The organism is Bradyrhizobium sp. SZCCHNR3119, from assembly GCF_032487775.1.
GTDB lineage: Bacteria > Pseudomonadota > Alphaproteobacteria > Rhizobiales > Xanthobacteraceae > Bradyrhizobium.
The window spans coordinates 818,403-841,337 of the sequence record NZ_JAUEUV010000002.1 but is presented as its reverse complement, the minus strand read 5'-3'; the positions used below and the strand labels follow the sequence as shown (position 1 = coordinate 841,337).

The 22,935-nt window shown below is 61.3% G+C and carries 20 protein-coding genes and 4 pseudogenes; 12 read left to right on the top strand and 12 right to left on the bottom strand.

All coding sequences use genetic code 11. From position 1 onward, the window contains the following. Positions 1-79 precede the first annotated feature (79 nt). From QX034_RS31170 to QX034_RS31155, 4 genes and pseudogenes are all read left to right on the top strand, one after another. Entirely contained in the window at positions 80-928 is an 849-nt protein-coding gene (locus tag QX034_RS31170; RefSeq protein WP_315765621.1) for an ABC transporter permease, read from the top strand. A 15-nt stretch (positions 929-943) separates the two neighbouring features. Further along, a complete protein-coding gene (locus QX034_RS31165) occupies positions 944-2,287 on the top strand; it encodes an alpha/beta hydrolase (RefSeq protein ID WP_315765622.1) in 1,344 nt (447 codons plus the stop codon). Between the two features lie 132 nt (positions 2,288-2,419). Continuing rightward, the gene (gene galE / locus QX034_RS31160) at positions 2,420-3,433 is read left to right on the top strand and encodes a UDP-glucose 4-epimerase GalE (RefSeq protein ID WP_316196240.1); all 1,014 of its coding nucleotides are present in this window, start codon (positions 2,420-2,422) and stop codon (positions 3,431-3,433) included. 247 nt (positions 3,434-3,680) lie between these two features. Beyond that, a pseudogene (locus QX034_RS31155) lies at positions 3,681-3,812 on the top strand (LLM class flavin-dependent oxidoreductase); the annotation flags it as partial. Positions 3,813-3,855: 43 nt separating this feature from the next. Here the strand turns inward: QX034_RS31155 and QX034_RS31150 are convergent. The 9 genes and pseudogenes from QX034_RS31150 to QX034_RS31110 form a co-directional block, all read right to left on the bottom strand. Then, a pseudogene (locus QX034_RS31150) lies at positions 3,856-4,005 on the bottom strand (cytochrome c); the annotation flags it as partial. Positions 4,006-4,022: 17 nt separating this feature from the next. After that, a pseudogene (locus QX034_RS31145) lies at positions 4,023-4,992 on the bottom strand (IS3 family transposase). Between the two features lie 143 nt (positions 4,993-5,135). Beyond that, on the bottom strand, positions 5,136-5,675 hold the full coding sequence (locus QX034_RS31140) for an NADH-quinone oxidoreductase subunit NuoB (protein ID WP_315707195.1): 540 nt from the start codon (positions 5,673-5,675) through the stop codon (positions 5,136-5,138). Positions 5,676-5,795: 120 nt separating this feature from the next. Then, the gene (locus QX034_RS31135; protein WP_316196239.1) at positions 5,796-7,307 is read right to left on the bottom strand and encodes a hydrogenase expression protein HypE; all 1,512 of its coding nucleotides are present in this window, start codon (positions 7,305-7,307) and stop codon (positions 5,796-5,798) included. 5 nt (positions 7,308-7,312) lie between these two features. After that, positions 7,313-8,764, bottom strand: a complete 1,452-nt coding sequence (locus tag QX034_RS31130; protein ID WP_315707197.1) for a hydrogenase 4 subunit F — start codon at positions 8,762-8,764, stop codon at positions 7,313-7,315. Then, entirely contained in the window at positions 8,761-9,426 is a 666-nt protein-coding gene (locus tag QX034_RS31125; protein WP_315707198.1) for a hydrogenase-4 component E, read from the bottom strand. Before QX034_RS31125 ends, QX034_RS31130 begins: the two co-directional genes overlap by 4 nt. Positions 9,427-9,428: 2 nt before the next feature. Continuing rightward, positions 9,429-10,382, bottom strand: coding sequence for a respiratory chain complex I subunit 1 family protein (locus tag QX034_RS31120; RefSeq protein ID WP_315707199.1), 954 nt, complete (start codon positions 10,380-10,382; stop codon positions 9,429-9,431). Then, positions 10,373-12,388, bottom strand: a complete 2,016-nt coding sequence (gene hyfB, locus QX034_RS31115; RefSeq protein ID WP_315707200.1) for a hydrogenase 4 subunit B — start codon at positions 12,386-12,388, stop codon at positions 10,373-10,375. Before hyfB ends, QX034_RS31120 begins: the two co-directional genes overlap by 10 nt. Positions 12,389-12,400: 12 nt before the next feature. After that, entirely contained in the window at positions 12,401-12,694 is a 294-nt protein-coding gene (locus QX034_RS31110; RefSeq protein WP_315707201.1) for a helix-turn-helix transcriptional regulator, read from the bottom strand. Positions 12,695-12,952: 258 nt separating this feature from the next. Between QX034_RS31110 and QX034_RS31105 the strand changes: the two are divergent. Then, a pseudogene (locus tag QX034_RS31105) lies at positions 12,953-13,100 on the top strand (DUF932 domain-containing protein); the annotation flags it as partial. A gap of 442 nt (positions 13,101-13,542) precedes the next feature. Here QX034_RS31105 and QX034_RS31100 read toward each other — a convergent pair. After that, entirely contained in the window at positions 13,543-13,965 is a 423-nt protein-coding gene (locus tag QX034_RS31100) for a hypothetical protein (protein ID WP_315707202.1), read from the bottom strand. A gap of 162 nt (positions 13,966-14,127) precedes the next feature. Continuing rightward, positions 14,128-14,604: a helix-turn-helix transcriptional regulator gene (locus QX034_RS31095; RefSeq protein ID WP_315707203.1), complete on the bottom strand. Its 477-nt coding sequence runs from the start codon at positions 14,602-14,604 to the stop codon at positions 14,128-14,130. Positions 14,605-14,765: 161 nt separating this feature from the next. Here QX034_RS31095 and QX034_RS31090 point away from each other — a divergent pair, with 161 nt between their 5' ends. Next, positions 14,766-15,548: a hypothetical protein gene (locus QX034_RS31090; protein ID WP_315707204.1), complete on the top strand. Its 783-nt coding sequence runs from the start codon at positions 14,766-14,768 to the stop codon at positions 15,546-15,548. 19 nt (positions 15,549-15,567) lie between these two features. Further along, entirely contained in the window at positions 15,568-15,942 is a 375-nt protein-coding gene (locus QX034_RS31085; RefSeq protein WP_315707205.1) for a nuclear transport factor 2 family protein, read from the top strand. On the opposite strand, the gene QX034_RS31080 is transcribed toward QX034_RS31085, so the two are convergent. Next, positions 15,907-16,788 carry a hypothetical protein gene (locus tag QX034_RS31080; RefSeq protein WP_315707206.1) on the bottom strand — a complete coding sequence of 294 codons (882 nt, stop codon included), beginning with the start codon at positions 16,786-16,788 and terminating at the stop codon, positions 15,907-15,909. The genes QX034_RS31085 and QX034_RS31080 overlap by 36 nt on opposite strands. Before the next feature lie 355 nt (positions 16,789-17,143). Here QX034_RS31080 and aepX point away from each other — a divergent pair, with 355 nt between their 5' ends. The 5 genes from aepX (at position 17,144) to phnY (ending at position 22,927) form a co-directional block, all read left to right on the top strand. Then, a complete protein-coding gene (gene aepX / locus QX034_RS31075; RefSeq protein ID WP_315766432.1) occupies positions 17,144-18,094 on the top strand; it encodes a phosphoenolpyruvate mutase in 951 nt (316 codons plus the stop codon). Positions 18,095-18,146: 52 nt separating this feature from the next. Then, complete coding sequence (locus QX034_RS31070; RefSeq protein WP_315707208.1) at positions 18,147-19,223, top strand: methyltransferase; 1,077 nt, start codon at positions 18,147-18,149, stop codon at positions 19,221-19,223. A gap of 135 nt (positions 19,224-19,358) precedes the next feature. Then, positions 19,359-20,525 carry a phosphonopyruvate decarboxylase gene (gene aepY / locus QX034_RS31065; protein WP_315707209.1) on the top strand — a complete coding sequence of 389 codons (1,167 nt, stop codon included), beginning with the start codon at positions 19,359-19,361 and terminating at the stop codon, positions 20,523-20,525. Next, on the top strand, positions 20,522-21,430 hold the full coding sequence (locus QX034_RS31060; protein WP_315707210.1) for a DMT family transporter: 909 nt from the start codon (positions 20,522-20,524) through the stop codon (positions 21,428-21,430). Before aepY ends, QX034_RS31060 begins: the two co-directional genes overlap by 4 nt. Positions 21,431-21,490: 60 nt before the next feature. Then, positions 21,491-22,927 carry a phosphonoacetaldehyde dehydrogenase gene (gene phnY, locus QX034_RS31055; protein ID WP_315707211.1) on the top strand — a complete coding sequence of 479 codons (1,437 nt, stop codon included), beginning with the start codon at positions 21,491-21,493 and terminating at the stop codon, positions 22,925-22,927. The last annotated feature ends 8 nt before the right edge of the window (positions 22,928-22,935 follow it).

Here is a 22,935-nt window from a genome sequence, read left to right as displayed (position 1 = left end):
CGGCTATTTACTTGCACTCGCTTGGCGCTACTGTCAAACTTGTTAATACCTATAGTTTCGCATCGGGTGGTGACGTAACATGGCGGCCATGCAGCAATCGCGCGATCATTTTTCCTGGCCGCAACTGCTGTTGCCGTGGGAAATCGTGCGCAGACTGGTCGCGCACGGTACGCTGCTTCGGCAGTTCACCTTGCGGGATATTCTGGCGCGCTACCGCGGCTCGTATCTGGGCGTTATCTGGTCGCTGTTGCGGCCGCTGGGTATGCTGACGGTCTATGTGGTCGTCTTTGGCTTCATCCTGCAGCCGCAACTCGGCGGTGGCGCGGGCAAGCTGGACTTCGTGCTCTCGATGTTCTGCGGGCTGATCCTATTCGATTTCTTCGCCGAGGCGGTCGGACGCTCGCCCGCTCTGATCGTCTCGAAACCTAACTTCGTCACCAAGGTGGTTTTCCCGCTGGAGATCCTGTCGCTGTCGGCCGTGGCGGCCGCGCTCGTGCAGATGATCGTCAGCTTCGTCCCATTCTTCTGCGGCGTCCTGCTGGCGCACGGTACGGTTCCGGCCACGGCGGCGCTGCTTCCGCTCGTGGTCGCGCCATTGATCTGCTTTGCATTGGGCTTTAGCTGGCTGCTGTCCAGTCTCGGCGTGTTTGTCAGGGATCTCAACGCGATGGTGCCATTGTTGCTGACAGTGCTCATGTTTGCCAGCGCGATCTTCTATTCGCTGAGCAGTGTCCCCTCGGAATTCCGATGGCTGTTCGATCTCAATCCGATTGCCGCGCTGGTCGATGATGCGCGCAAGGTCGCCGTACTGGGGCTTGCGCCGAAATGGGGGAGGCTGGGCGCGATGTTCGTCGCTGGCGTCGTTGTCGCTGTCGCTGGCTATGCTTTCTTCATGCGCACGAAGCGCGGCTTCGCCGACGTGGTCTGACGGCCTGCGGACGCGATGAACAGTACAACAAGCGCTTCGACCGGGGCGATGGAGGCGCCCACACCGTTCCGATTGGCAATTCTGTTCGACGATGCCGACGCGGCATCGCTGGCGCGAGCCGCCACCATGCGCAACGGCTTCGATCCCACTTGGTTCGCGCCGGAACTCTGGCCGGCCGGACTCGCGCGGTTCTCCGGCCTGATGCGGCTGGCTTGGCAGTTGCGTAGCCGTCGGCCCGCGGCTCTCTACGCGCCGTCGTCGCGCGGTGCGAACTGGGGCGCCATTTTGGGCGTCCTGTTCGGCATTCCCGTCGTGACGGACAGTCCCCGACCCGGCATTGCGCGCCTCGCGCGGCTGGTTCGCGGCCGCTATGCCGCTGTGGGCTTGGATGCAGCGGCGTCTTCAGCCAAGACATCTTCAGCTATGACGTTGGCGCTGCCAGCCATCGAGGGCGTCGAGCATGTCCTGCGTGAGGTCCTGCAGATGGGATCGTCGTGGACGACGACGGGCGACGGGCGGCTGCCGATCGAGTTGGCGCTGGGCGCCGGGTCCGGCGGGTCGGCGATGGCCGATCGGGTCGAGGAGCGTGGCGTCAGTCGTCCCGACCGCTCGGTGCGCCTCGTCGGCCGGCCGACCTTGACGGTGTTCCTCCCAGAGCGACGGATCGCGACCGGAACGGCGATCGTCATCTGTCCGGGCGGCGGCTATGCCGGCGTCACCATCGATAAGGAAGGTCATGACGTGGCGCGCTGGCTGGCTGCGCGGGGCATTGCCGGCCTTGTCCTGAAATATCGGCTGCCGCAATCGGATCGGGGGGGCGCCGCCCCGCCTTTGCCGATGGCCGATCTCGACGAAGCGCTGGCGGTAACGCGCGCCCATGCGACGGTGTGGGGGATCCGCTCGGATCGGATCGGCGCCATGGGCTTCTCGGCCGGCGGGCATATGGTGGCATGGGCCTCGCGGTCGGTGGGATCGCCGGCCTTTGCCATCCTGGTCTACCCCGTAATCTCAATGGATCGGGCCATTACCCATGCTGGATCACGCAAGGCCCTGCTCGGGAAGTCTCCATCCGATGCCATGGCCGGACGTTACTCCTTTGAGCGGGCCGTCACGCCAGACGTCTGTCCGACATTTGTCGTTCACGCTCGGGACGACACCGTCGCCAAGCCAGAGAATAGCTTCGTCTACCTTGAGGCGCTGCGTGCCGCGACCGTGCCTGTGGAGGCCATGATCTGTGATCATGGCGGCCATGGCTTTGGCCTTGGAATTCATGGCGGCGAGGTCGCAAACTGGCCGGATCGCTGCATTGAATGGATCGCCACGACGATTGCAGCGCGTTGGAAGCCTTCACCCGAATGAGCGGGATTGAGCAAGCCGGTCGACCACAACGATAGCCCATGGTATCGGTCGAAAGGTGTCGTGTCGATATTTGATCGCATTGGTTGAGGTTGCGAGGCGGGAAGGTTGCGGCCGAAGAAAGAGAGTTCTTGCATGGGTGCTGGGCGGCGGATTCTTGTTACGGGCGGGGCCGGATACATCGGGTCACATTGTTGCAAGGCGGTTAAGGAAGCTGGATTTGAGCCTGTCTGCTACGACAACTTTGCAATCGGCCATCGATCGTTTGTGAACTGGGGCCCTCTTGTTACGGGGGACATCCTGGACGAACGGAGCCTCGTTGCAGCGCTGAGGGAATTTGAGATCCAGGCCGTTATTCATTTGGCGGCATCGAGCCTGGTGGGTGAGTCTGTATCGCATCCTCACATCTACTATCGTAACAACGTGGTCGGCACGCTGACGCTGCTCGACTCCATGCGCAAGGCCGGATGCTCCAATATTGTTTTTTCAAGCACCGGTGCAGTCTATGGCGAAGTATCAGGGATGCCCATCAGGGAATCCCAGGCAGGGCGTGCCGTAAATCCATACGGTAGATCAAAATGGATGGCCGAGCAGATCATCGGGGACTTCGAGGCTTCATATGGCTTCAACGCGATTCGGTTGCGCTATTTCAATGCTTGCGGGGCAGATGATTGCGGGCTTATCGGCGAACTTCGGGACCCCGAAACTCATCTGATTCCGCGGGCGCTGATGGCCATTCAGGGGCACCTGGATGAGTTCGCCGTCTACGGGGATGATTACGACACTCCCGATGGATCGGCAGTCCGGGACTACATTCATGTCAGCGATTTGGCAGATGCGCATGTGAGGGCGATCCATGCCTTGATGAGAAACGAAAGGAAAATTGTCGGACGAGCGTTCAATCTCGGAACTGGCAAGGGTTATTCTGTCAAAGAGGTGTTGCACGCCATTGAGCGTGAAACCGGTTCTGCGCCGCCCGCAACGATGAAGGATCGTCGCCCCGGTGACCCCTCCACGTTGGTGGCGGACCCCACAGCTGCCAACGACGATCTCCAGTTCCGCCCATTGCGATCGGACCTGCGTACGATCATCAGGTCAGCCTGGGCATGGCATACGAAGGCGCATCCTCGCCGGGTCGGCGAGCTTTGACCAAGGGGAGCCGTCTTTCTTTCCGGCAGCCGGCCATGTCAAAGTCGCGAACTACGCGGCTCGAACTTGCGAAGTCGTTGTGTTCAGGGCTTGCAGGGAGAGCAAGGGCTCGTTTCCGCGTGTGTTGGTTATAATTGTTATCTCAATAACATACGAGTTCGCAGTTTTGTTCTGCATGGCGCGCCATTGGCGGCGATGCTCAATTTGCCGAAGGCTCTCCGAAGACCGGCTTTCGACCTTTCCATCGAGCTCGACCTGGACCTACGACTACAATGCCGAGATCGTGCGCAAGGCCGACGAGCTGGGATTCGAGATCGCGTTCAGCCGCACGCAATGGCTGCCGAAGGGCGGATATGATGGAGAGGCGTCGCTCGACAGTTTGGAAATCTATTTCCGCTGGCCAATCCCTGATCAGGCCAGCGTCATTTCGGCGCCACGTCGGGCCGCGGATCCCGGGTGAAGCCGTTGCGGTTCGGCATCTCGACCTTTGCCAGGGACGCAGCATCGAGAGTCGTGTCCTCGGGCACGATCCCGTTCAGGAACAGCAGATACGCCGTGACCGAATAGACCTTGACCTGCCACCGAAGTTTCATCCAGCCGCGGTTAGAGTCCTGTTGGGTTGTACGCCGACTGGCGCGGGTGGAGCAACGGGCGATCGGCGGAGCTGGTCAGGGTTGCGCAGCCGATCGCCCGTTGCGGTGAGGATGGCAGCGTAAGGCACCGGGGGGGCGTATTTCAGCGAGGAGTGCGGCCGCTCGCCGTTGTAATCGGCGACCCAAGAAGCGAGCTTGCGCCTGGCGTCGTCGAGGCCGAAGAACAGCGTCTCGTTCAAGAACTCGTCGCGCATGCGGCCGTTGAAGCTCTCGACAAACGCGTTCTGGATCGGCTTGCCCGGCGCGATGAAGTGCCAGTCGATGGCGTTGTCCTTGCACCAGGCCAGCATCGCGTTGCAGGTGAACTCGGTGCCGTTGTCCGAGACGATCGACCCCGGCTTGCCACGCTTGCTGACGATCGAGCTCAGCTCCCGCGCCACCCGCCGGCCCGAGATCGAGGTGTCGGCGATCGCGCCCAGGCACTCCTTGGTGACGTCATCGACGATGTTGAGGATACGGAAGCGCCGTCCGCCTGCGAACTGGTCCGACACAAAGTCCAGAGACCAGCGTGCGTTCGGCTTGGCTTCCACCAGGATCGGCACGCGGACACCACAGGCCTTGCGGTGGGCACGACGCTTGCGCACGGTGAGCCCTTCCTCCCGATAGAGCCGGTAGATGCGGCGCGCTTGGCAGCGGGCCCTACCATTTTTTTGAGAGCAACTCCCGCAATGCCGCCGCATCTAGCATCTGCTCGGCCAGAAGCTTCTTCAGCTTGGCATTCTCATCCTCAAGGACCTTGAGGCGCTTGGCCTCGGACACGTCCATGCCCCCGAATTTGGCCTTCCAATTGTAGAACGTCGCCTCGGATATCCCGTGCTTGCGGGCCAAGTCCGCCGTCTTCGCCCCAGCCTCGTGCTCCTTCAGCACCGCTATGATCTGCTCTTCCGTAAACCGCCTTCGCTTCATCTGTCCGTCCTTCGTCAGGGCGGACTCTAACTCCATCTGGAGGATTTTTTTTAAGGGGCAGGTCAAATCTGCAACGATCAACCCGCAATGTTCGTGTCGGTGCCAGCAGGCAGCCTCAGCCAGGCTGGATGCGATCGGTATAGCTATGGCGTGGTGGCTGTCGGCGCAGAAGCCACGCGTTCGAGAAGGGCCAACAACCCGCGGAGAATTTCGCGCGGAGCGGGCGGGCACCCCGGGACATGCAGATCGACCGGCACGACCTCTCCCACGCCCCCAACCACGGCATAGCTGCCGGCGAAGCACCCGCCGTCGCGGGCGCAGTCGCCCACGGCCACGACCCACTTCGGATTGGGCGTTGCGTTGCAGGTCCGCTCCAGCGCCATGCGCATGTTCTTCGTCACCGGCCCGGTCACCAGCAGCACGTCCGCGTGGCGCGGTGACGCGACGAAGCGCAGGCCGAAGCGTTCGAGATCGTAATAAGAGTTGTTGAGCGCATGAATTTCCAGCTCGCAGCCGTTGCAGGAGCCGGCATCGACCTCGCGGATTGACAGCGACCGGCCAAGGCGCCGCCGGGCCGCCCGCTCCAGCGCAGCGCCCACTTCTGCAAGTGCCCGATCGTCGGCCGACGGCGCCGGCTCCGTCAACGGCATCTGCACGAGACTCTGGAACAGCAGTTTTCTCATCTGGATGTCCTTAAAGCATGATCCGGAAAAGTGCGCAGCCGTCTTTGCGGAACGCGTTTGCGGTCATGCTCAAACATAACCCCGAAGCGCGATGACTATTCATCCCAATCTCATCGCGCTTTAGAGGTCGTGGCCCGCATAGGAGCAGTTGAACGATTTGTTGCAGAGCGGGAAATCGGCAACGATGTTGTCTTGGATCGCGGCCTCCAGCAGCGGCCATTGGAACCAGGAGGGGTCGCGTAAATGGCAACGCGCAATGCTGTTGTCGGCATTGAGCCTGAGCCAGACCAGGATGTCGCCGCGAAAACCCTCCACCAGCGCTATGCCCTCGCAAGCGTGGCCGACAACGGGGAGATTGATCCGCACTTCGCCTTGCGGCATCCGTTCCAGCAATTGGATGACGAGCCTTAGACTTTGCTCGATCTCGCGAATGCGAATCCACACACGCGCATTGACGTCGCCAGCCTCGAGCACGGCAACCTCGAAGGCGAGCTCGTCATAGGGTGCATAGGCAAGATGCTTGCGCGCGTCGAAGGCGCGGCCTGACGCGCGGCCGATGAAGCCGCCAGGCGCGTATTGGCGGGCGAGATCTGGCTTCACTGTGCCCGTTGTGACGGTGCGATCCTGGAGCGAGGCAGTGTTGTCGTAGAGCTCGACAAGGGCAGGGAAGCGGGCCTGGATCTCGCCCACCAGCGATCGGATCGCATGGACGCCATTCTGGTTGATATCGGCACCCGCTCCGCCGGGCAGGATCAGGTCGCGCATCAAGCGGTGGCCGAAAACGTCACCCGCGGCCCGCAGCACCTTCTCGCGCAATATGCCGCAATGGGCTAGCATCAGGGTGAAGGAAGCGTCGTTGCAGATCGCGCCGAAATCACCGAGGTGATTGGCGAGACGCTCCAGCTCTGCCATCAGCGCGCGCAGATGGTTCTCTCGCGGCGGAGCTTCCGCCCCCAGCGCGGCTTCCACCGCGCGCGCGAAGGCCAGTCCGTAAGCGACCGTGCTGTCACCGGACGCGCGCGCCGCGAGCTGAGCCGCCTTCGCAAGGTTCGCGCCCACCATTAGGCCCTCGATGCCCTTGTGCACATAGCCAAGCCGGGGTTCGAGCCGCACCACCGTCTCGCCGTTGGCGGTAAAGCGGAAGTGCCCAGGCTCGATGATGCCGGCATGGACCGGGCCGACCGGGATCTGGTGCAGGCCGTCGCCTTCGGCGGGAAGGAATGCATAGGCTTTGTCGATCGGCGTTGGCTCCGGTTTCGCAGCCAACGGATGCCGCAGGTCCCAATTGCCGTGATCGAGCCAAGCCCGAGGGTCCGGCAAGGCCTCCGGCTGCAAGCCGTGGATGTCGCGGATGGTCCGCTCCAGCCGAAGCGCCGGCGGGTGATGCAGGCTCACCGACGGATAGCGGCGCTCCGGGCAATCGAGCGTGACGATGCCGACCGCCGCCTTCGGCGCATCGAGCAGCGCCATGTGAACGCGATCCGCCTCGCCCCAAAGGCCCAGCAGTTGCCAGTCGCCGCCGGCAAGTCCCGCGATCGCTTCGTTCCAGGTCGCGACGCTGACGACGGCGCGCGGCCAGGGACGGTGGCTCGATGCAGGCTCGCCTTTTCGCAAGATTTCGTCGAGGCTCATTGCAATCACCCCAGAATATCGGCGACGTGCCGAAACCACGTGACCAGCGTAGGCGGAAGGAAGATTCCGGCGATGAGCACGAGACCGAAATGCAGGATCATCGGCGTGTAGGACGCATCCGACGGCGCGGTGCTTCCGGTCGGCTCGCCAAAAGCGATGCCGTTGAGATGGTAGAACAGCGCGCCGAGCGCGAGCACGATGCCCAGCACGAGCGGGATGGCAAGCAGCGGCTCGCGCGCGAAGGTCGAGCTGACGACCAGGAATTCGCTCATGAAGACGCCGAACGGCGGCAATCCGGCGATGGCCACCACGCCGATCACAAGACTCCAGCCGAGCGCCGGGTGGGTCACGGTCAGGCCGCGGATGTCGGCGATCTTCTGAGTGCCCTTGATCTGCGCGACATGGCCGACGGCAAAGAAGATCCCCGATTTGGTGAGGCTGTGCATCGCCATGTGCAGGAGACCGGCAAAATTCGCGACCGGGCCGCCCATCCCGAAGGCAAAAGTGATGATGCCCATGTGCTCGATCGACGAATAGGCGAACAGGCGTTTGATGTCGCGCCTCCGGTAGAGCATGAAGGCGGCGAACACCAGCGACACCAGACCGAGTGTCACCATCAGTTGTCCGGGAGCCACCGCACTCGGATTGGCGGCCAGCACGATCTTGAAGCGAAGCACTGCATAGAGTGCGACGTTGAGCAGGAGGCCCGACAACACCGCGGAGATCGGCGTCGGCCCTTCCGCATGCGCATCCGGCAGCCAGGCGTGCAGCGGCGCCAGCCCCACCTTGGTGCCGTAGCCGAGCAGCAGGAAGATGAAGGCGACGTTGATCAGCTCCGGATCGAATTGCGCGGCCCGCGCGACCAGCACCGTCCAGACCATGCCGTTGATGCCTTCGCCCACCACGGGAAGCGCTGCCATGTAGACCAGGATGGTGCCGAACAGCGCGAGCCCGATGCCCACGCTGCCGAGAATGAAATACTTCCAGGCCGCTTCCAGCGCCTCATGGGTGCGGTAGATGCCGACCATCAGCACGGTCGTCAGCGTCGCCAGCTCGATGCCGACCCACATCAGGCCGATATTGTTGGCGGTCAGTGCGAGATTCATTCCGCCCATCATGACCTGGTACATGGCGTGGTAAAAACGCAGGTGTACCGGCGTCAGCCGTCCGGTCTCGAGCTCGTGCCCGATATAGCTTGCCGAAAACACGCTGGTGGTGAAGCCGACGAAGGTGTTGAGCACGATGAACGCGATGTTGAGGTCGTCGACGAACAGATAATGTCCAGCCTGGCTGCGATCGGCAAAGAACAACGACAGTGACGCCACGAAGGTCGACCCCGACGCCAGCACGTTGAGGCGCGCCGAAAGTCGATAGTCGGGAAGCAGGGCCAGCACCGCGGCCGAGACGACCGGGATGATGAGGACGAAGATGACGCCGCTGCTGTCGGAGAAAGTCATCGGCGCTCTCCGCGAAAACGATCCAGCGCCTGCACATCGACGGTGTCGAAGCGCTCGCGGATTCGGAACAGGAAGACGCCGATCACGAAGAAGGCGATCAGGATCGAGAAGGCGACGCTGATCTCGACGACCAGCGGCATGCCGCGCGCGCCGGTGCCGGCGAGTACCAGCCCGTTCTCCAGCGACATGAAGCCGACCACCTGGCTCACGGCGTTGCGCCGGCTCACCATCATCAACAGACCGAGCAGCACGACCGACAGCGCGAAGGCGAGGTCCTCGCGTGCGAGCGGATCGGCGGTGGGGGTGACCTTCAGCATGACCGTCATCGAGAGCGCGACCAGTCCCATGCCGGCCAGCATGGTCGTTCCGGAACCGATCACGGTTTCGATCTCGCGATGAATGCCGAGCCTCTGGATGATGCGATGCAGCCCGACCGGCACGACCACGGCCTTGAAGACCAGCGCGATCAGAGCAGTGACATAGAGATGCGGCGCGTGCTGGACGTTGGCCTGCCAGGCGACCGACATCGCCAGCAGAAGTGCCTGGAGCGCAAAGGCGTTCAGCAGCGAATAGAGCCTGTGCTGCGTGATCATCAGGAAGCTGACCAGCAGCAAGCCCCCCGCCAGCAGGTGCGCGACATCGAATGTCAGTCCGTGCGCCATTGCTAGAGGCTCCTCGATACGAACAACAGCAGCGTGCCGAGCAGGCCGAGCATCAGGGCTCCGCCGATGAAGTCCGGCAACCGGAAGACGCGCATCTTGGCGATGGCCGTCTCGAACACGCCGAGCAGGAAGCCGAAGATGGCCAGCTTGGCGAGAAAGCCTGCGGATCCGGCCAGATAGCTCACAGGGGAGGCGCCGGGCTCGGTGAGCGTCCACGGTATGAAGATGCAGCCGATCAGCGAGATGTAGAGAAGCAGCTTGACCGCGGCGGCGAGTTCGATCATCGCGAGATGGCGACCGGAATATTCCAGCACCATGGCTTCATGCACCATGGTGAGCTCGAGATGCGTGGCCGGGTTGTCGACCGGAATGCGCCCGTTTTCCGCGATGGCGATGATGATCAGTCCTATCAGCGCCAGGCCGAGCGAGACGCGCAGGCCGACGCCCGAGGCCATCAGATCGGCCACGGCCGATAGCTGCGTCGAGCGCGCGACCAGTGCCATGGTGAAGATGATCAGGAGCATGGCCGGCTCGGCGAGCGAGGCGATCATCATTTCCCGGCTCGCCCCGATGCCGCCGAAGGCAGTGCCGATATCCATGCCGGCCAGCGCCAGGAAGAACCGTGCGCTGGCGAGCAGCGCAATGATGGCGATGAGGTCGGCGGACCAGCTGAACAGCAGTCCCGTCGCGAAGGTCGGCACCAGCGCGGCGGCGACCCAAGTCGCTGCGAAGATCAGATAGGGCGCGACGCGGAATATCCACGAAGCATTTTCGGCAACCACGACTTCCTTCTTCAGGAGTCGGAGAATGTCGCGATAGGGCTGCACGATCGGCGGGCCGCGGCGGCGCTGGATGCGCGCCTTCACCTTGCGTACGAAGCCGGTCAGGAGCGGTGCTGCCAGCAGCACCAGCATCATCTGGGAGACCTGAACGAGAAGGGCAGACATCAGCTCCATATGGCGAGCACCAGCAAAAGCAGCACGAGGGAGAGGAAGACGAGGCTGAGGTAGCGGCGGATGGTGAGGAATTGCAGCTTGTTGAGTTGGAGGGCGGCGCCCTCCACGGCGCGGGCGACGGGCTTGTACAGCCATTCCCACACCGGATCGGTGATCGTCAGCGTGAAGCGGGCGGCACGTGTATCACCGGGAGCGGGCATGCTGACCTTTTCGCTCGTGACGGGCGTCCGCGCCAGGAACACGCGGCGGATAGGCTGGGCAAAACTCGAGCCGGAATATTGCGTGAGCGGACTGGTATCGGGAAAGCCGCAATCCCAGGCCGGGCCGCGGCGGATCGCGTGCGAGGCGAAGCGGTGGATCGCCCACACTGCGAGGAGCGCGGACGTGGCGATGAAGAGAAAGACGAGCAGGCCGTTATACGAACTGCCGGTTTCGGCCTCCGGCACGATCGTGAGCCAGGGCCGGCTTGCCTGGGGCGTCAGCGCCGCGCCGGCAAACTGGCGCGTGATCGGGGCTATGGCATCCATAATGGAGCCCGGAACGATGCCCGCGATCAGGCAGAGCAGGGCGAGTATCGCCATGGCCCAGAGCGAAAAGCGGTCCACTTCCGTTGCGTTCGCCGCTTCCGTGCTGCGCGGGCGGCCGAGGAAGGTGATGCCGAAGGCCTTGACGAACGTCGCACCCGCGAGCGCTGCTGCGAGCGCAAGCAGGCCGCCGGCCGCCGGGACCATGACCTTCAGCACCCATTGCGGCAGATCGGGGCTTTGAAGCACGGCCTGAAAGGTGAGCCATTCCGACACGAAGCCGTTCAGCGGCGGCAGCGCCGAGATCGCCATGCAACCGACCAGGAACAGGAAGCTCGTCGTCGGCATGCGGTGGATCAATCCGCCGAGGCGATCCATGTCGCGCTCGCCGGTCGCGGTCAGCACTGCGCCGGCGCCGAAGAAGAGCAGGCTCTTGAAGAAGGAATGGTTGAGTACGTGCAACAGGGCCGCCGTCATCGCCAGCGCAGCCGCCGCATTCATGGCGTCGGCGCGGAACGCCAGCGCAAGGCCGAGCCCGATGAAGACGATGCCGATATTTTCAATGGTCGAATAGGCGAGCAGCCGCTTGGCGTCGTCCTGCATCAGGGCCTGCAACACGCCCAGCACTGCGCTCAGGCTGCCGATCGCGAGCAGCAGCGCGCCCGACCACCAGGGCAGGCCGCCGGCAAGGTCGAACACGATGCGGATGAAGGCGTAGATCGCGACCTTGGTCATCACGCCGCTCATCAGCGCCGAAACGTGACTTGGCGCCGCTGGATGCGCCAGCGGCAGCCAGGCATGTAGCGGCACCAGCCCAGCCTTGGATCCTGCACCGATCAGGACCAGCACGAGCACCATCGCCGACGTCAGCGGCGTTCGCGCGCCATGCCTGATCGCCTCGAAGCTGTAATTGCCGTCCGGTCCGGCGAGCAGGCCGAGAGCGAGCAGGAGCGCGAGCGTGCCGAGGCTCGCCATGATCAGATACACGTAGCCGGCGCGCCTGTTCTCGGGATCGCGATGATGCGCGATCACGAGCGCCCAGGAGGCCAGCGACATGAACTCCCAGGACAACAGATAGCTGAAAGCATCAGCCGCCAGCACGACCAGATTCATTCCGGCGAGGAAGGCCGGAAAGAACGGCAGCACGCGATGCGGCTCTTCCTCGTGCACGCCGTAGCCGAGTGCGTAGAGGCTCGCCGCGGTGCCGCCGATATTCACGACCACGAGAAAAAAGGCCGCGAGCGCATCGATCGCGAAGTGCGCGCCGATCCAGGGCAGGCCGAGCGGCAGAATCAGGTCGGTCGGACCGCCGGCCTGGTCGGCAAGCGCGGTGAGCGAAGAAACCGTCGCCGCGCTGCACAGCGCCAGCATGGCGCCGTAGATGATGCGGGTCGCCGCATGCCCGCGCGCGATGGCTACCGCCAACAGCGCAACCCCCAACATCGCTGCCGCGCAGAGCATGAGGAATGCAATGATACTCATCGGAAATGCATCCTATGCCCTTTTCGCCATGTCCTTCACGTGGCGCGCGTCGGAGAGTGCGGGCTGCTTGAGCCGGACTCCGCGGCCTCCGGTCTGACTGGTTGCTCCGTCGCCGATCAGTTCGATGCCACTCTGGTTCAGTGCCTCGATCAATTTCATCAAGGAATCGACGTTGCCGCGCACGACCCCTTCGCTCGCTTCCATGCGCTGAATCGTGGGGACCGAAAGACCGGACAGTTCTGCAAGCTGGCGCTGGTCGATGCCAAGAAGCGCCCTGGCCGCGCGGAGCTGCGCAGCGGTAATCATCGTCGAGATGTCAGTTCTGACATTTGGCGCATCAATGCTGCGTACTCAAATGCTAGTAGCCCGATTAATTATACCAATGAAGGCGTTCTGTATAGCTATATTGATGTCTAAGGCATCATTCGGTAAGGGGCTTTGTCCCAGGCACAGTCGGCCCGACCTTCGGTGGCAGGTCACAATCGTAACTGTCTCACGTTGACCATCATCCAAGAAAGCTGCTGCAGGGAGGGATTTCTTGCTGCGCACAACCTCTGAGACAGGTTGACTGTCGACAGCGGCCAAGTCGAGCTTTGGGCCGTCACCGGGCCGGACTACGGCCGCATCTGGGATCACGAACTTGTTGCGGCCGTCATGCAGATCACATGCAACGGCAGGGGGATATACTCGGTGGAAAGTGCCGGGCGCGGTTCGCTTGGCTTTTGGCTCCAGCTGGGCCGCATCCCGTTAAGAACTTGGTATTTTGTTGGGTTTCCTCTTGGAATTGTGGGCTCGGCCTCGCGTGTTGGCCGGTTGAACGAGGGCTGCGCTTCGACTTACCGCCGTTGGGGGCGCCTTACGCGAGTTCGTGAAGAGTTTTGACGTGTCTGAATCATCTGGGAAGGTTTTTCGTGGCATAAGATGTAATTTCGGCATGGAGGAGAGATCGCGGGGGAAATTCACGGCCGAGAACATTCTTCATAAATTTGGCCAATGTAGATGAAGTTTTCAGGCCAAGTGAGCGTTTTTCACGATCGAAGGCTGCCAGAGGCAGCGATCCCGGCCGGCTATGCGGCGCTGATTGACGCCTACCACTTGTCCGTCCCGGTCCCACGCGTCCTCTCCGCCATCGGAACAAAGCACCGCATCATCGATCAAGGGGATGGCGCATCTACACGCCACGTCATGCGCCGGTGGCGACGCTTGAGGGACATCTCACCTTCGCACTCAAGAACGAAGGCCTCGACCTCGCCATCCTGAAGCGGCTCTTCCTTGCTGCGAAGGACGACGAGATCGCGGAGCTTGTGAAGCAGAAGCCAACCGGGCTCTACACCCGTCGCAACTGGTTTCTCTATGAATGGCTGTTGCAGTGCCAGCTCAATCTGCCTACGGCGGACAAGGTCTCCTATGTCGATGCTGTGGATACCGAACTCCAATATGGAAGCTCCGGGCAGAATTCGGCGCGGAACCGCGTCCGCAACAACCTGCCAGGCACACCAGACTTCTGTCCGCTTGTCTTCAAGACGCAAGCGCTCACGGAGTTTGTTGCTCGGGACCTCAAGGAGCGCGCGGTCCACGTAGCATCGAAGTCCTCGTCGCGCCCGAAGACCGACCGATCTTGCTGGACCCGGATCAACCGGTCAAGACCTCTGTGTCGAGGTACTAGATGTTTCGGATCACAGGCGAACGAGTCGATTTCTAATCAGAAGTTGGCGTCAAGTACTCATCGTTGGCCGTCGCTATTCCGTGCCGCTACTCTTCAAAAGCTGTGCGACCTCCATGACCTTTCGGCGAAGACGTTCATCAGTAATGCCGAAGTAGAGCTCGAGCAGCTGACGCGACTCCCGCTTTGTAACGAGTTCACTCCAGTCCTGCGCTTCGGAGGCTTGCTTCGACTCGGCGGACGTCCGTTTCTTGTCCTCTAACTCATCGAAGAACCAAGTGATTGGGACGGCGAGCTGCGTGGCAATGCCGTAGAGTCTCGATGCGCTGATCCGGGTTTCCCCCGCCTCATATTTCTGAATGAGCTGAGACGTCAGGCCAAGGCGCCTTGCCAATTCGTCTTGACTCAAGCCGAGGAGGTTGCGCCTGAGACGCAGTCGCTTGCCCACGTGCTGATCGACCTGGGTCGGCTTTTTCGACGAAACCCTGATCTTGCTGCCGCGCCGGTTCGGCGTGCGGGATTTCGATTTTTTCTGGGAAGGTTCCGAAGGCATCAAGCACCGCGGTTGAATTCTTGTTCCGCACACTCAACGAGGGGTAGTTAATAGGGCATATCAACTTCTAGGTGGCACTATCAACTAGAATTATGTCATGCAGGTTACAAACGCACGGATTATTGGCGGTAGGGACACGAGAATTGCGGGACGTCCAATCCATGCAAGAGCCTCTTCCGACATCGGGGCGCCTACCTGCTCGTCTCAAGATCAAGCATGGGCCGGTAGGTCTGCTCGGACGGTTCTTCCTTTGGGCCGATAGCGCTGCAAAGGATCGCGGAGTAACGCTGTCATTTGGCAGCCTGCAGGATCTCATCGACGTCAACAGGGCCAATTCCGACAGTTGGCGTCCGCTTGTACCGGTTTTTGACCAGGCCCTGGGCGGCGTCACGCCCGAGACAGCCTTTGTGCTGATCGGGCGGTGCAAGGATGGAGAGGTCGTCGCAACGCAAGCGGCGCGCCTCTATGAGTGGCCGGAAACTTCTCTGAAGGAGGAGGCCACTTCGCTGCGAATGTTCTATGCCGATCCTGGCGCCGCTTTCGCGCGCAACGATCGCTGCGAGATCACCGCGCCAATTGCCGAGACAATCACCGGGCGCGTCGTCTTTTCCGGTGCCATCTGGTATCGGCGCGATTTCAGAGGCAAGGACCTTGGAACCATCCTGCCGCGCATTTCACGGGCATACGCCTTCACACGCTGGCAGAGCGATTTCACGATTGGCATGTTGGGCGATGCCGTCATCGCCGGCGGCCTCGCAGAGCGCGCCGGATACACGAAAGTTGAGCGCAGCTGTATCAGACTGGTGGCGGCGCCGCTCGGCGAAATGCGCTGCGGGTTGGCTTGGATGCAGTCTGACGAACTGCTCGCCGATCTTTCAGCGGTCATGGCTTGGGCGAGCGTCCCGGTCACTGGACCCAGCACTACCGAGGAAGCAAACCACTGATATCGTAAGGCGAGGCGGTATGAATATCCAGACCTTTCGTCCTGAGGATTCAGAACGGCTTGTCAAGGAATTGTTCGATTGCATCGACGGCCGGGACTGGGCTGGGCTTTGCGAATTTCTCCACGACGAGGCGATCTATGAGCGACCGGGTTACGAGCCATTCGTCGGAAGGATGGCTATCCTGGACTTCTACCTGACGAAACGGATTATTTCGCTCGGCGAGCACCGCGTCGAGCGAGTGCTGAGCGACGGTGCCAACATTGCGTGCTGGGGCAACTTTTCCGGTGTTGCCAAGAATGGGCGCAATCTCAGCATTCGTTTTGCAGATGTCTACCGCATCAGGGAAGGGCGGATTGATCTACGCCGGACATTCTTCGACAGCCCGGCGATCTAGGGCGGATCGTTGCTCCCTGACGTCAAAGACCGACGCCCCCAGAAGGCATGTTTCTCCGTTTACCTTGTAGGTGAACGGCAAGATCAGACGCCGATAATGGCAGTGAATGCGATCGTTCCTGTCCGGCCGTCTGATCACGGCGTCGACCTCGTCGAGGCGCGGCAGTCGCGTCTCCAGGACGCGGCGGTAGATGCCCTGCACCCATCGGCCGTAATCGTAATCCGGTTGTTCTTCCATGGGCAGGCCCCTCGCATTCCTTCGCCAGGTCTCGCCGTATATTTCAAAGCCAGATCCGACCTCGGTAATCGTCAGCCGCCCCTCGACCGGCTCGACGAGCATGAAGCGCGCACGCAGCGTTTCAGGTAACCGGTCGGCCAGCGCCGCTGAATCGTAGACCTGTTTCGAATCAATCCATTGCGCAAAAAGGGATGAAAGTGCTTCGTCCCTGTTCGCGAGGATGTCGAGCGGCTGCTCTCTGCTCGTGAATGCGGTAGGGGGCGGCTGATGGCTGGCAGCGACCCGCTCGGCGATGTAGGCGATCGTCTGCGCCAGGCTAGGGGCCAGCTTTTCGGCGAACTGGTCCGGGTGGGAAATGATTGTGCGCTCGATTCCCATATCGGCAAGGCAATATAGCGCCGCGGCGATGCTCGTCTGCGACACCGTTTCGGGCCGAAATCGGATGCGCGCAGCATCGGGAGCGATTTTCGTGATCGCCACAAATCCCAGATTTTCGATCAAGTAGGCCAGAAAATCGAAGTCGGGAAGCGAGCAATGCAGGAAGCTTTTCAAGGTCGGTGACCGCGCGTCCCATGCGCGACCCTGGTCATCCAGTACGATCGTTTGCATGTGACCCTCATCGTCACCCCGAAGCAAAGTCGTCCATCTGGCGAGCATTTTTTGGCGAAGTTGTGTCAACTCGTTTTCACTCGTTTTGCTGGATACAAAAATCCGACGGGTGATCGGCTACGCGCTTTGGCGACGGCGTCTTTTCCCGCGATTTTCGCACTTCGTCTGTCGTTGCCGTCCAGGGCCCGGCGCGGGAGGACGAACTGCTCCTCTCCAGCATGAGTTCCTTGTTGGCAACTAGAATTAGATTTTTTCCATATCAACTAGAATTAGATATTGACGCCAAGTGCGGAATTATGACAACTATAGATAGTCATAAAGATGACGATGCAGATGGGGCGTTAAGGAGTTCGGCATGCAACCGCAAAAACAGTCCGTCGTCGCCAACGGCCATGATCACCACGCTGCAACGCGAGTGGCGGACAAGCTTCGCGATCAGATTTGCTCCAATCGTGACCTGACCTTCCTGATGGAAGCTCATGACGGTCTATCGGGCGCGATAGCCGAGCGTGCAGGTTTCAAGGGACTCTGGGCATCCGGCCTGTCGATTTCATGCGCGCTCGGCTACCGCGACGCCAACGAAGCATCCTGGACCCAGCTCGTTGACGTCGTCGAGCGCATGGTGGACTCGACGGACCTTCCAGTGCTTGTCGATGGCGACAGCGGCTTCGGCAATTTCAACAATGCACGCCTTCTGGCGCGCAAGCTTCAGCAACGCGGCGCTGCCGGCCTTGCGCTGGAGGATAAGGGCTTTCCCAAGATGAATTCGTTCGTCGGTGATAGGCATCCGCTTGCCGATACCGGCGAGTTTTCGGGCAGACTGCGTGCTGTAAGAGATACGGTAGGCGACGACTTGGTCCTCGTCGCGCGTATCGAGGCGCTGATTGCTGGCCACGGAATGGACGAGGCGCTCACCCGTGCCCATGCCTATGCCGAGGCCGGAGCTGATGCCATTCTCATTCATTCACGCAAGAACGTTGCGGATGAGATCCTCTCCTTCGCCGGCGCCTGGCAAAACAGGCTTCCCGTCGTGATCGTCCCCACCAAATACTACCGAACGCCCGTCGCGGCCTATCGTGAAGCCGGTATCTCGACGGTGATCTGGGCCAATCACTCGATGCGAGCGGCGTTCGCCGGGATGAGAGACATCTGCGGCCGCATTGTCGCCGAGGAGAGCATCGCCGGCATCGAAGGCGAAGTCGCCTCGCTTGACGAGGTCTTTGGTCTGATGCGTTACGGCGAGCTCGCTGCGGCCGAGGAGCGATATCTGCCGACATGCAACGGAAGTGATCGCGCGAAAGCGTGATTCCCGGGCTTCATCCCCAGCATAGAAACCTTCCCAACGCGGAGATCGTGCCATGCTTCATTCAACGCTAGAGGCCCCGAGACCAAATCAGCTGCCAGAGCCGGATATCGCGGAGGTGATCCGATGGCGCGATAGTTCCTACGCGTCTGATCTCTATATTGCAGCTGTCTCATGGCTCGACCTCTTTACCTATATCGAGGAAAACCCTGTGAACGAAGCCGCGCTGCGCGGGCATTTCCAGCTCAAGGAGCGGCCGACGCGAACGATGATCAGGCTCTTTGAATCCTGGGGGCTGCTCACCAATGTCGACGGCAAGCTGTTCGCGACGTCTTCCGCGCGGCGGTATTTGAGCCGAAACTCAAGCGAGAATATTTCCTCCTACATCGCGACCATGAAGTACAAATCATCGGTCCGGGAGATTTACGACGTGCTGCGCCTGGGCGCGCCTGACACCTGGCATGTTGATCGTGGCGACACGACCAATTGGGACGCGCTGATGCAAACCGACGATTTTGCCGACCTGAATACGCGCGGAATGGAGGAGCGCGGCCGGATCTTTGCGCCTGATCTCGCGCGACTGCTTGATTGTTCACAGGACACGGCACTTCTGGACGTGGGAGGAGGATCGGGTGTCTATTCGGCGCACCTGCTCAACCGGTATCCCAACCTGTCGACGACGATATTTGAGCGTCCTCCCGTCGACCAGCTCGCCATGCAATGTCTGGCCGAGCGCAAGCTGACGGCGCCAAGAGCGCGTGTGGTCGCCGGAGATATGTTCGTCGATCCGTTTCCCACGACCGCTTCGCTCCATCTATATTCACATGTCCTGCACAATTGGGGGCCGGAAAAGGTCCGACTGCTGCTGGAAAAATCCTTTCAAAGCCTGCCGTCTGGCGGACGGGTGGCCGTCTACAGCTGTCACCCGGACGACCGAGGCGGTCGCCCTGCGCCGATTGCGGAGGCGGAATACTCGGTTCTGCTGACGACCGGCTATGAGGGCTGCTGCTACAGTTTCGAGGATATGCGCTCCCTTATGGAAGACGCCGGCTTTCATACCGTCGACTATCGAAAGTCGATCTGCAATCGAAGTCTCATCACGGCGCGAAAGCTCGCCAACAGCTCCAGCTGAACGAGAGCTCGGTCTGGACGAGATCGCTGTCTGAAGGCGTTTCGTCCGATCTTGGTGTCGTCGATGCCGACGACACCAAGCGCTGCGCTCCGGCTGACGTCGGAGAAAAGTCGGCCCCTCGGGAGGGAAGTCTCAATGACTTTGTCGACAACGATACTCTTGGGCCTTCTAAAGCAGCAGAAGTACGAGTTCTTTTCCGGCGTACCCTGCTCGAATTTCGCTGATCTGTTCCAGCAAGTGTCCGTGGACGACGATATCGTGTCAGTCCCGGCGGCGAGCGAAGGCAGCGCGTTATCATTTGCCGTCGGCGCGACCCTGGCGGGGCGACGAAGCGTCGTTGCTCTCCAGAATTCGGGTCTGGGAAACATCATCAATCCGCTGACATCGCTGGTCCAGGTCAATTGCATTCCGACACTACTTCTGATCTCTGTGCGGGGACACGCCGACGAGCCCGAGGACGAACCGCAGCATCGTATAATGGGGGCCAATACCCACGCATTGCTCGATCAATTGGCCATCCCATGGAGCGAGTTCGACGGGACGCCACAGGGGTTCATGGCGGTCCTCCTGAAGGCCGAAGAGGCATTTGAGCGGTCGGTCTCGTTTGCGATTTTGGTTCGGAAAGGTCAGCTGTCGGCGGGCCCAGGCGGCGTCGTCAACGGCAAACAACCAGTAAGCGATTATCCGCTCAGCGTCGGGTGCGCTCTGGAAATCGTTGGCGAAGCCCTCCAACCCACGGATCTCGTGGTTTCAACGACCGGCTTCATTTCGCGCGAGCTATTTCGTCTAAGCGACCGCCGGGAGAATTTCTACATGCAGGGGTCGCTCGGCCATTGCAGCGCGGTGGCCGCGGGGGTCGCGCTCGCGCATCCATCGCGTCGGGTGGTCGCGCTGGATGGCGATGGCGCCGTGCTGATGCATATGGGGGTGTTGTCGACGATCGGATACGCATCTCCTCGAAATTTCGTTCATATCGTGCTCGACAACGAAGGTTACGTTTCGACTGGAGGGCAGGAATCAACCTCGGTCACTTCCTCGCTCGAAGCGGTTGCTTTGGCCTGCGGGTACAGCGCGGCCACCCGCTGTCTGACCGGCGCCGAATTGGGCGAGGCGGTTGCTCGAAGCCTGTCCACGGAAGGTCCGCACTTCGTGCTGTGCAAGGTCAATCGATCGCATTCGCGCTCGCTGCCGCGCGTGACATCGCTTCACAGCCCGGAGGAGAATAAACAGGCGTTCCAGATTGCGCTGAGTCAGCCGCGGGCCCTCCATGTCCAGGCGTCATCGGCGGGAGCGGCCCGGTGAAGCACCAGGCGGTCAATACGCTGACCAGCTTTCTCTGCCTCTCCTTCGTCGTCATTATTTGGGGCACGAATTGGCTTGTGATCAAGGAGGCCCTGCAGTCTTCGCCACCGCTGCTTTTCACCGGCATCCGTTTGCTCGGTGGGGCCATTGCCATCGGAGCGGCGCGACTGTGTCTTGGATATCCACTCCGGCTCGGTGGTGTTGGAAAGGGCAGACTAGTCGCCGTGGGTCTCCTTCAAATGGCCGGAGGCCTCGGGCTGAGCCTGGCCGGCTTGCAGTATCTCGATGTCGGGACCAGTGCCCTGATCTTTTATACGATGCCCTTGTGGCTCGTCGCGATCGAATGGGCTGTCGATCGCCAGCGGCAATCGCTCCTCGACGTCATCGCGCTGACCTGCGGCATGCTTGGTCTCGGGCTGCTCGCCTCCGGCGCCAATCCAGCGGCGACACCTCATGGTATCCTGGGCATTGCGCTGCTTTCGACGGCGGCTTTCAGCTGGGCACTGGGAACCTGGATCCATAAACGCGCGCCCGGCGGCGGCGACGTGTGGAGCCGTACCATCTTTCAATTGGCGATCTCAGGCGCAGTTGTGATCGTTGCCTCGGTTCTATTGGAACGTCGTCCGGACTGGAACCAATTGCCGGACCTTGTCTGGCCCATCGCGTTCAACTGTATCGTGGCGACCGGGCTAGCATTCGTCGCTTGGTATCGTGCGCTGAGCTTCATTTCCGCACAGATCGCATCTCAGAGCCTCGTGCTTATTCCGGTCGTTGCCTTGGTTGCAGCCGCCGTCTTGCAACGGGAGACCCCCACGACCCGTGTCGTGGTCGCCTGTGTCCTTATCGTGGTCGGTGTCACGATCGTGATCTGGCATGCTGGCGGTCAAAGGACCCAACCCTCTTGAGCATGATGCCACGCACGTGAACGGCAACGATCGGCAGCGAACACCATATGGAGTCCGGCGATGTTTAACTCGACACGTCTTCTTCAGCCAATGAAGGTCGCGGGAGAGGATGTCCTGACGGATTTGTCCATCGACGTTCGGAATCCGTTTACCGATCAGGTGATAGCGGCGGTGCCGCAGGCGAGTCCCGAGCATGTTCGGCGCGCCTTCGCGATCGCCCGGGCATTCCGTCCCAGGCTCACAAGGCGTGAGCGGGCGCGGATCCTGCTCGCCACGGCTGAGGCGATCGAGGCAAACCAGGACCGGCTTGCACAGCTCATTACATCAGAAAGCGGCCTGTGCTTGAAGGATTCGCTGCGCGAAACCGTGCGAGCCAGAGATGTCTGGTCATTTGCGGCGCACGCAGTGATCCAGGACGATGGGGCGATTTACGCGGGCGATATCGGAGGGGCAGCGCAGAGCCGGCGCATATTTGCGACCAGGACGCCTCTTCTTGGGGTGATCTCAGCGATCACACCCTTCAATCATCCCCTGAATCTCGTGAGCCACAAGCTCGCTCCGGCGATCGCGACCAACAACAGGGTCGTCCTCAAGCCAGCGGAGACGACGCCTTTGACCGCGCTCGCTCTTGCCGAGCTGCTTTATGAGGCGGGACTGCCACCGGAAATGTTGTCGGTGATCACCGGGGATCCGCGTTCGATAGGAGAGGCGATGATTAATGACCCGGACATCGACTTGGTGACGTTTACCGGATCGGTGAGCACCGGAAAGAGAATTGCCGAGCGGGTGGGATACAGAAGGCTGGTGCTCGAGCTCGGCGGCAATGATCCTCTGATTGTCATGAGTGACGCCGACCCCGATCGCGCCGCCAGATTGGCGGTGGAGGGCGCGACGAGAAATTCCGGGCAACGCTGTACTGCCGTCAAGCGAGCACTTGTCGTCGAGGGCATCGCGGACCGCTTTGTCGAAGCGACCCTCCCTCTGATGAAGCGGCTCGCAGCAGGAGATCCCATGGATCCCAACACGGATGTGGGGACGGTCATCAACGCGAAAGCGGCGTCAACGATTGCCGGGCGCGTCGAGGCGGCAATTCGCGAGGGCGCCCGTCTGCTGCTCGGCAATACTCCGCAGGGCGCGCTGTACCCGCCGACGATGCTGGACCATGTCCCGCCTGAATGCGAGTTGGTGCACGAAGAGACCTTTGGTCCTGTTCTGCCGATCATTCGCTGCCCGGAGGATGTCGATCACATCATCGCCATCGCAAACTCATCGGCCTTCGGTCTTTCGGCGGGACTGTGCACAAACAGGCTTGACCACATCACCCGCTTTGTGGATGCCTTGGACGTGGGGTGCGTCAACGTGTGGGAAGTCCCTGGATACCGGACGGAGCTGACGCCGTTCGGTGGCATCAAGGATTCCGGTCTCGGCCATAAAGAGGGCGTGCTGGAGGCCATGAAAAGCTTTACCAACATCAAGACCTACTCACTGCCGTGGTGAGATAAGCT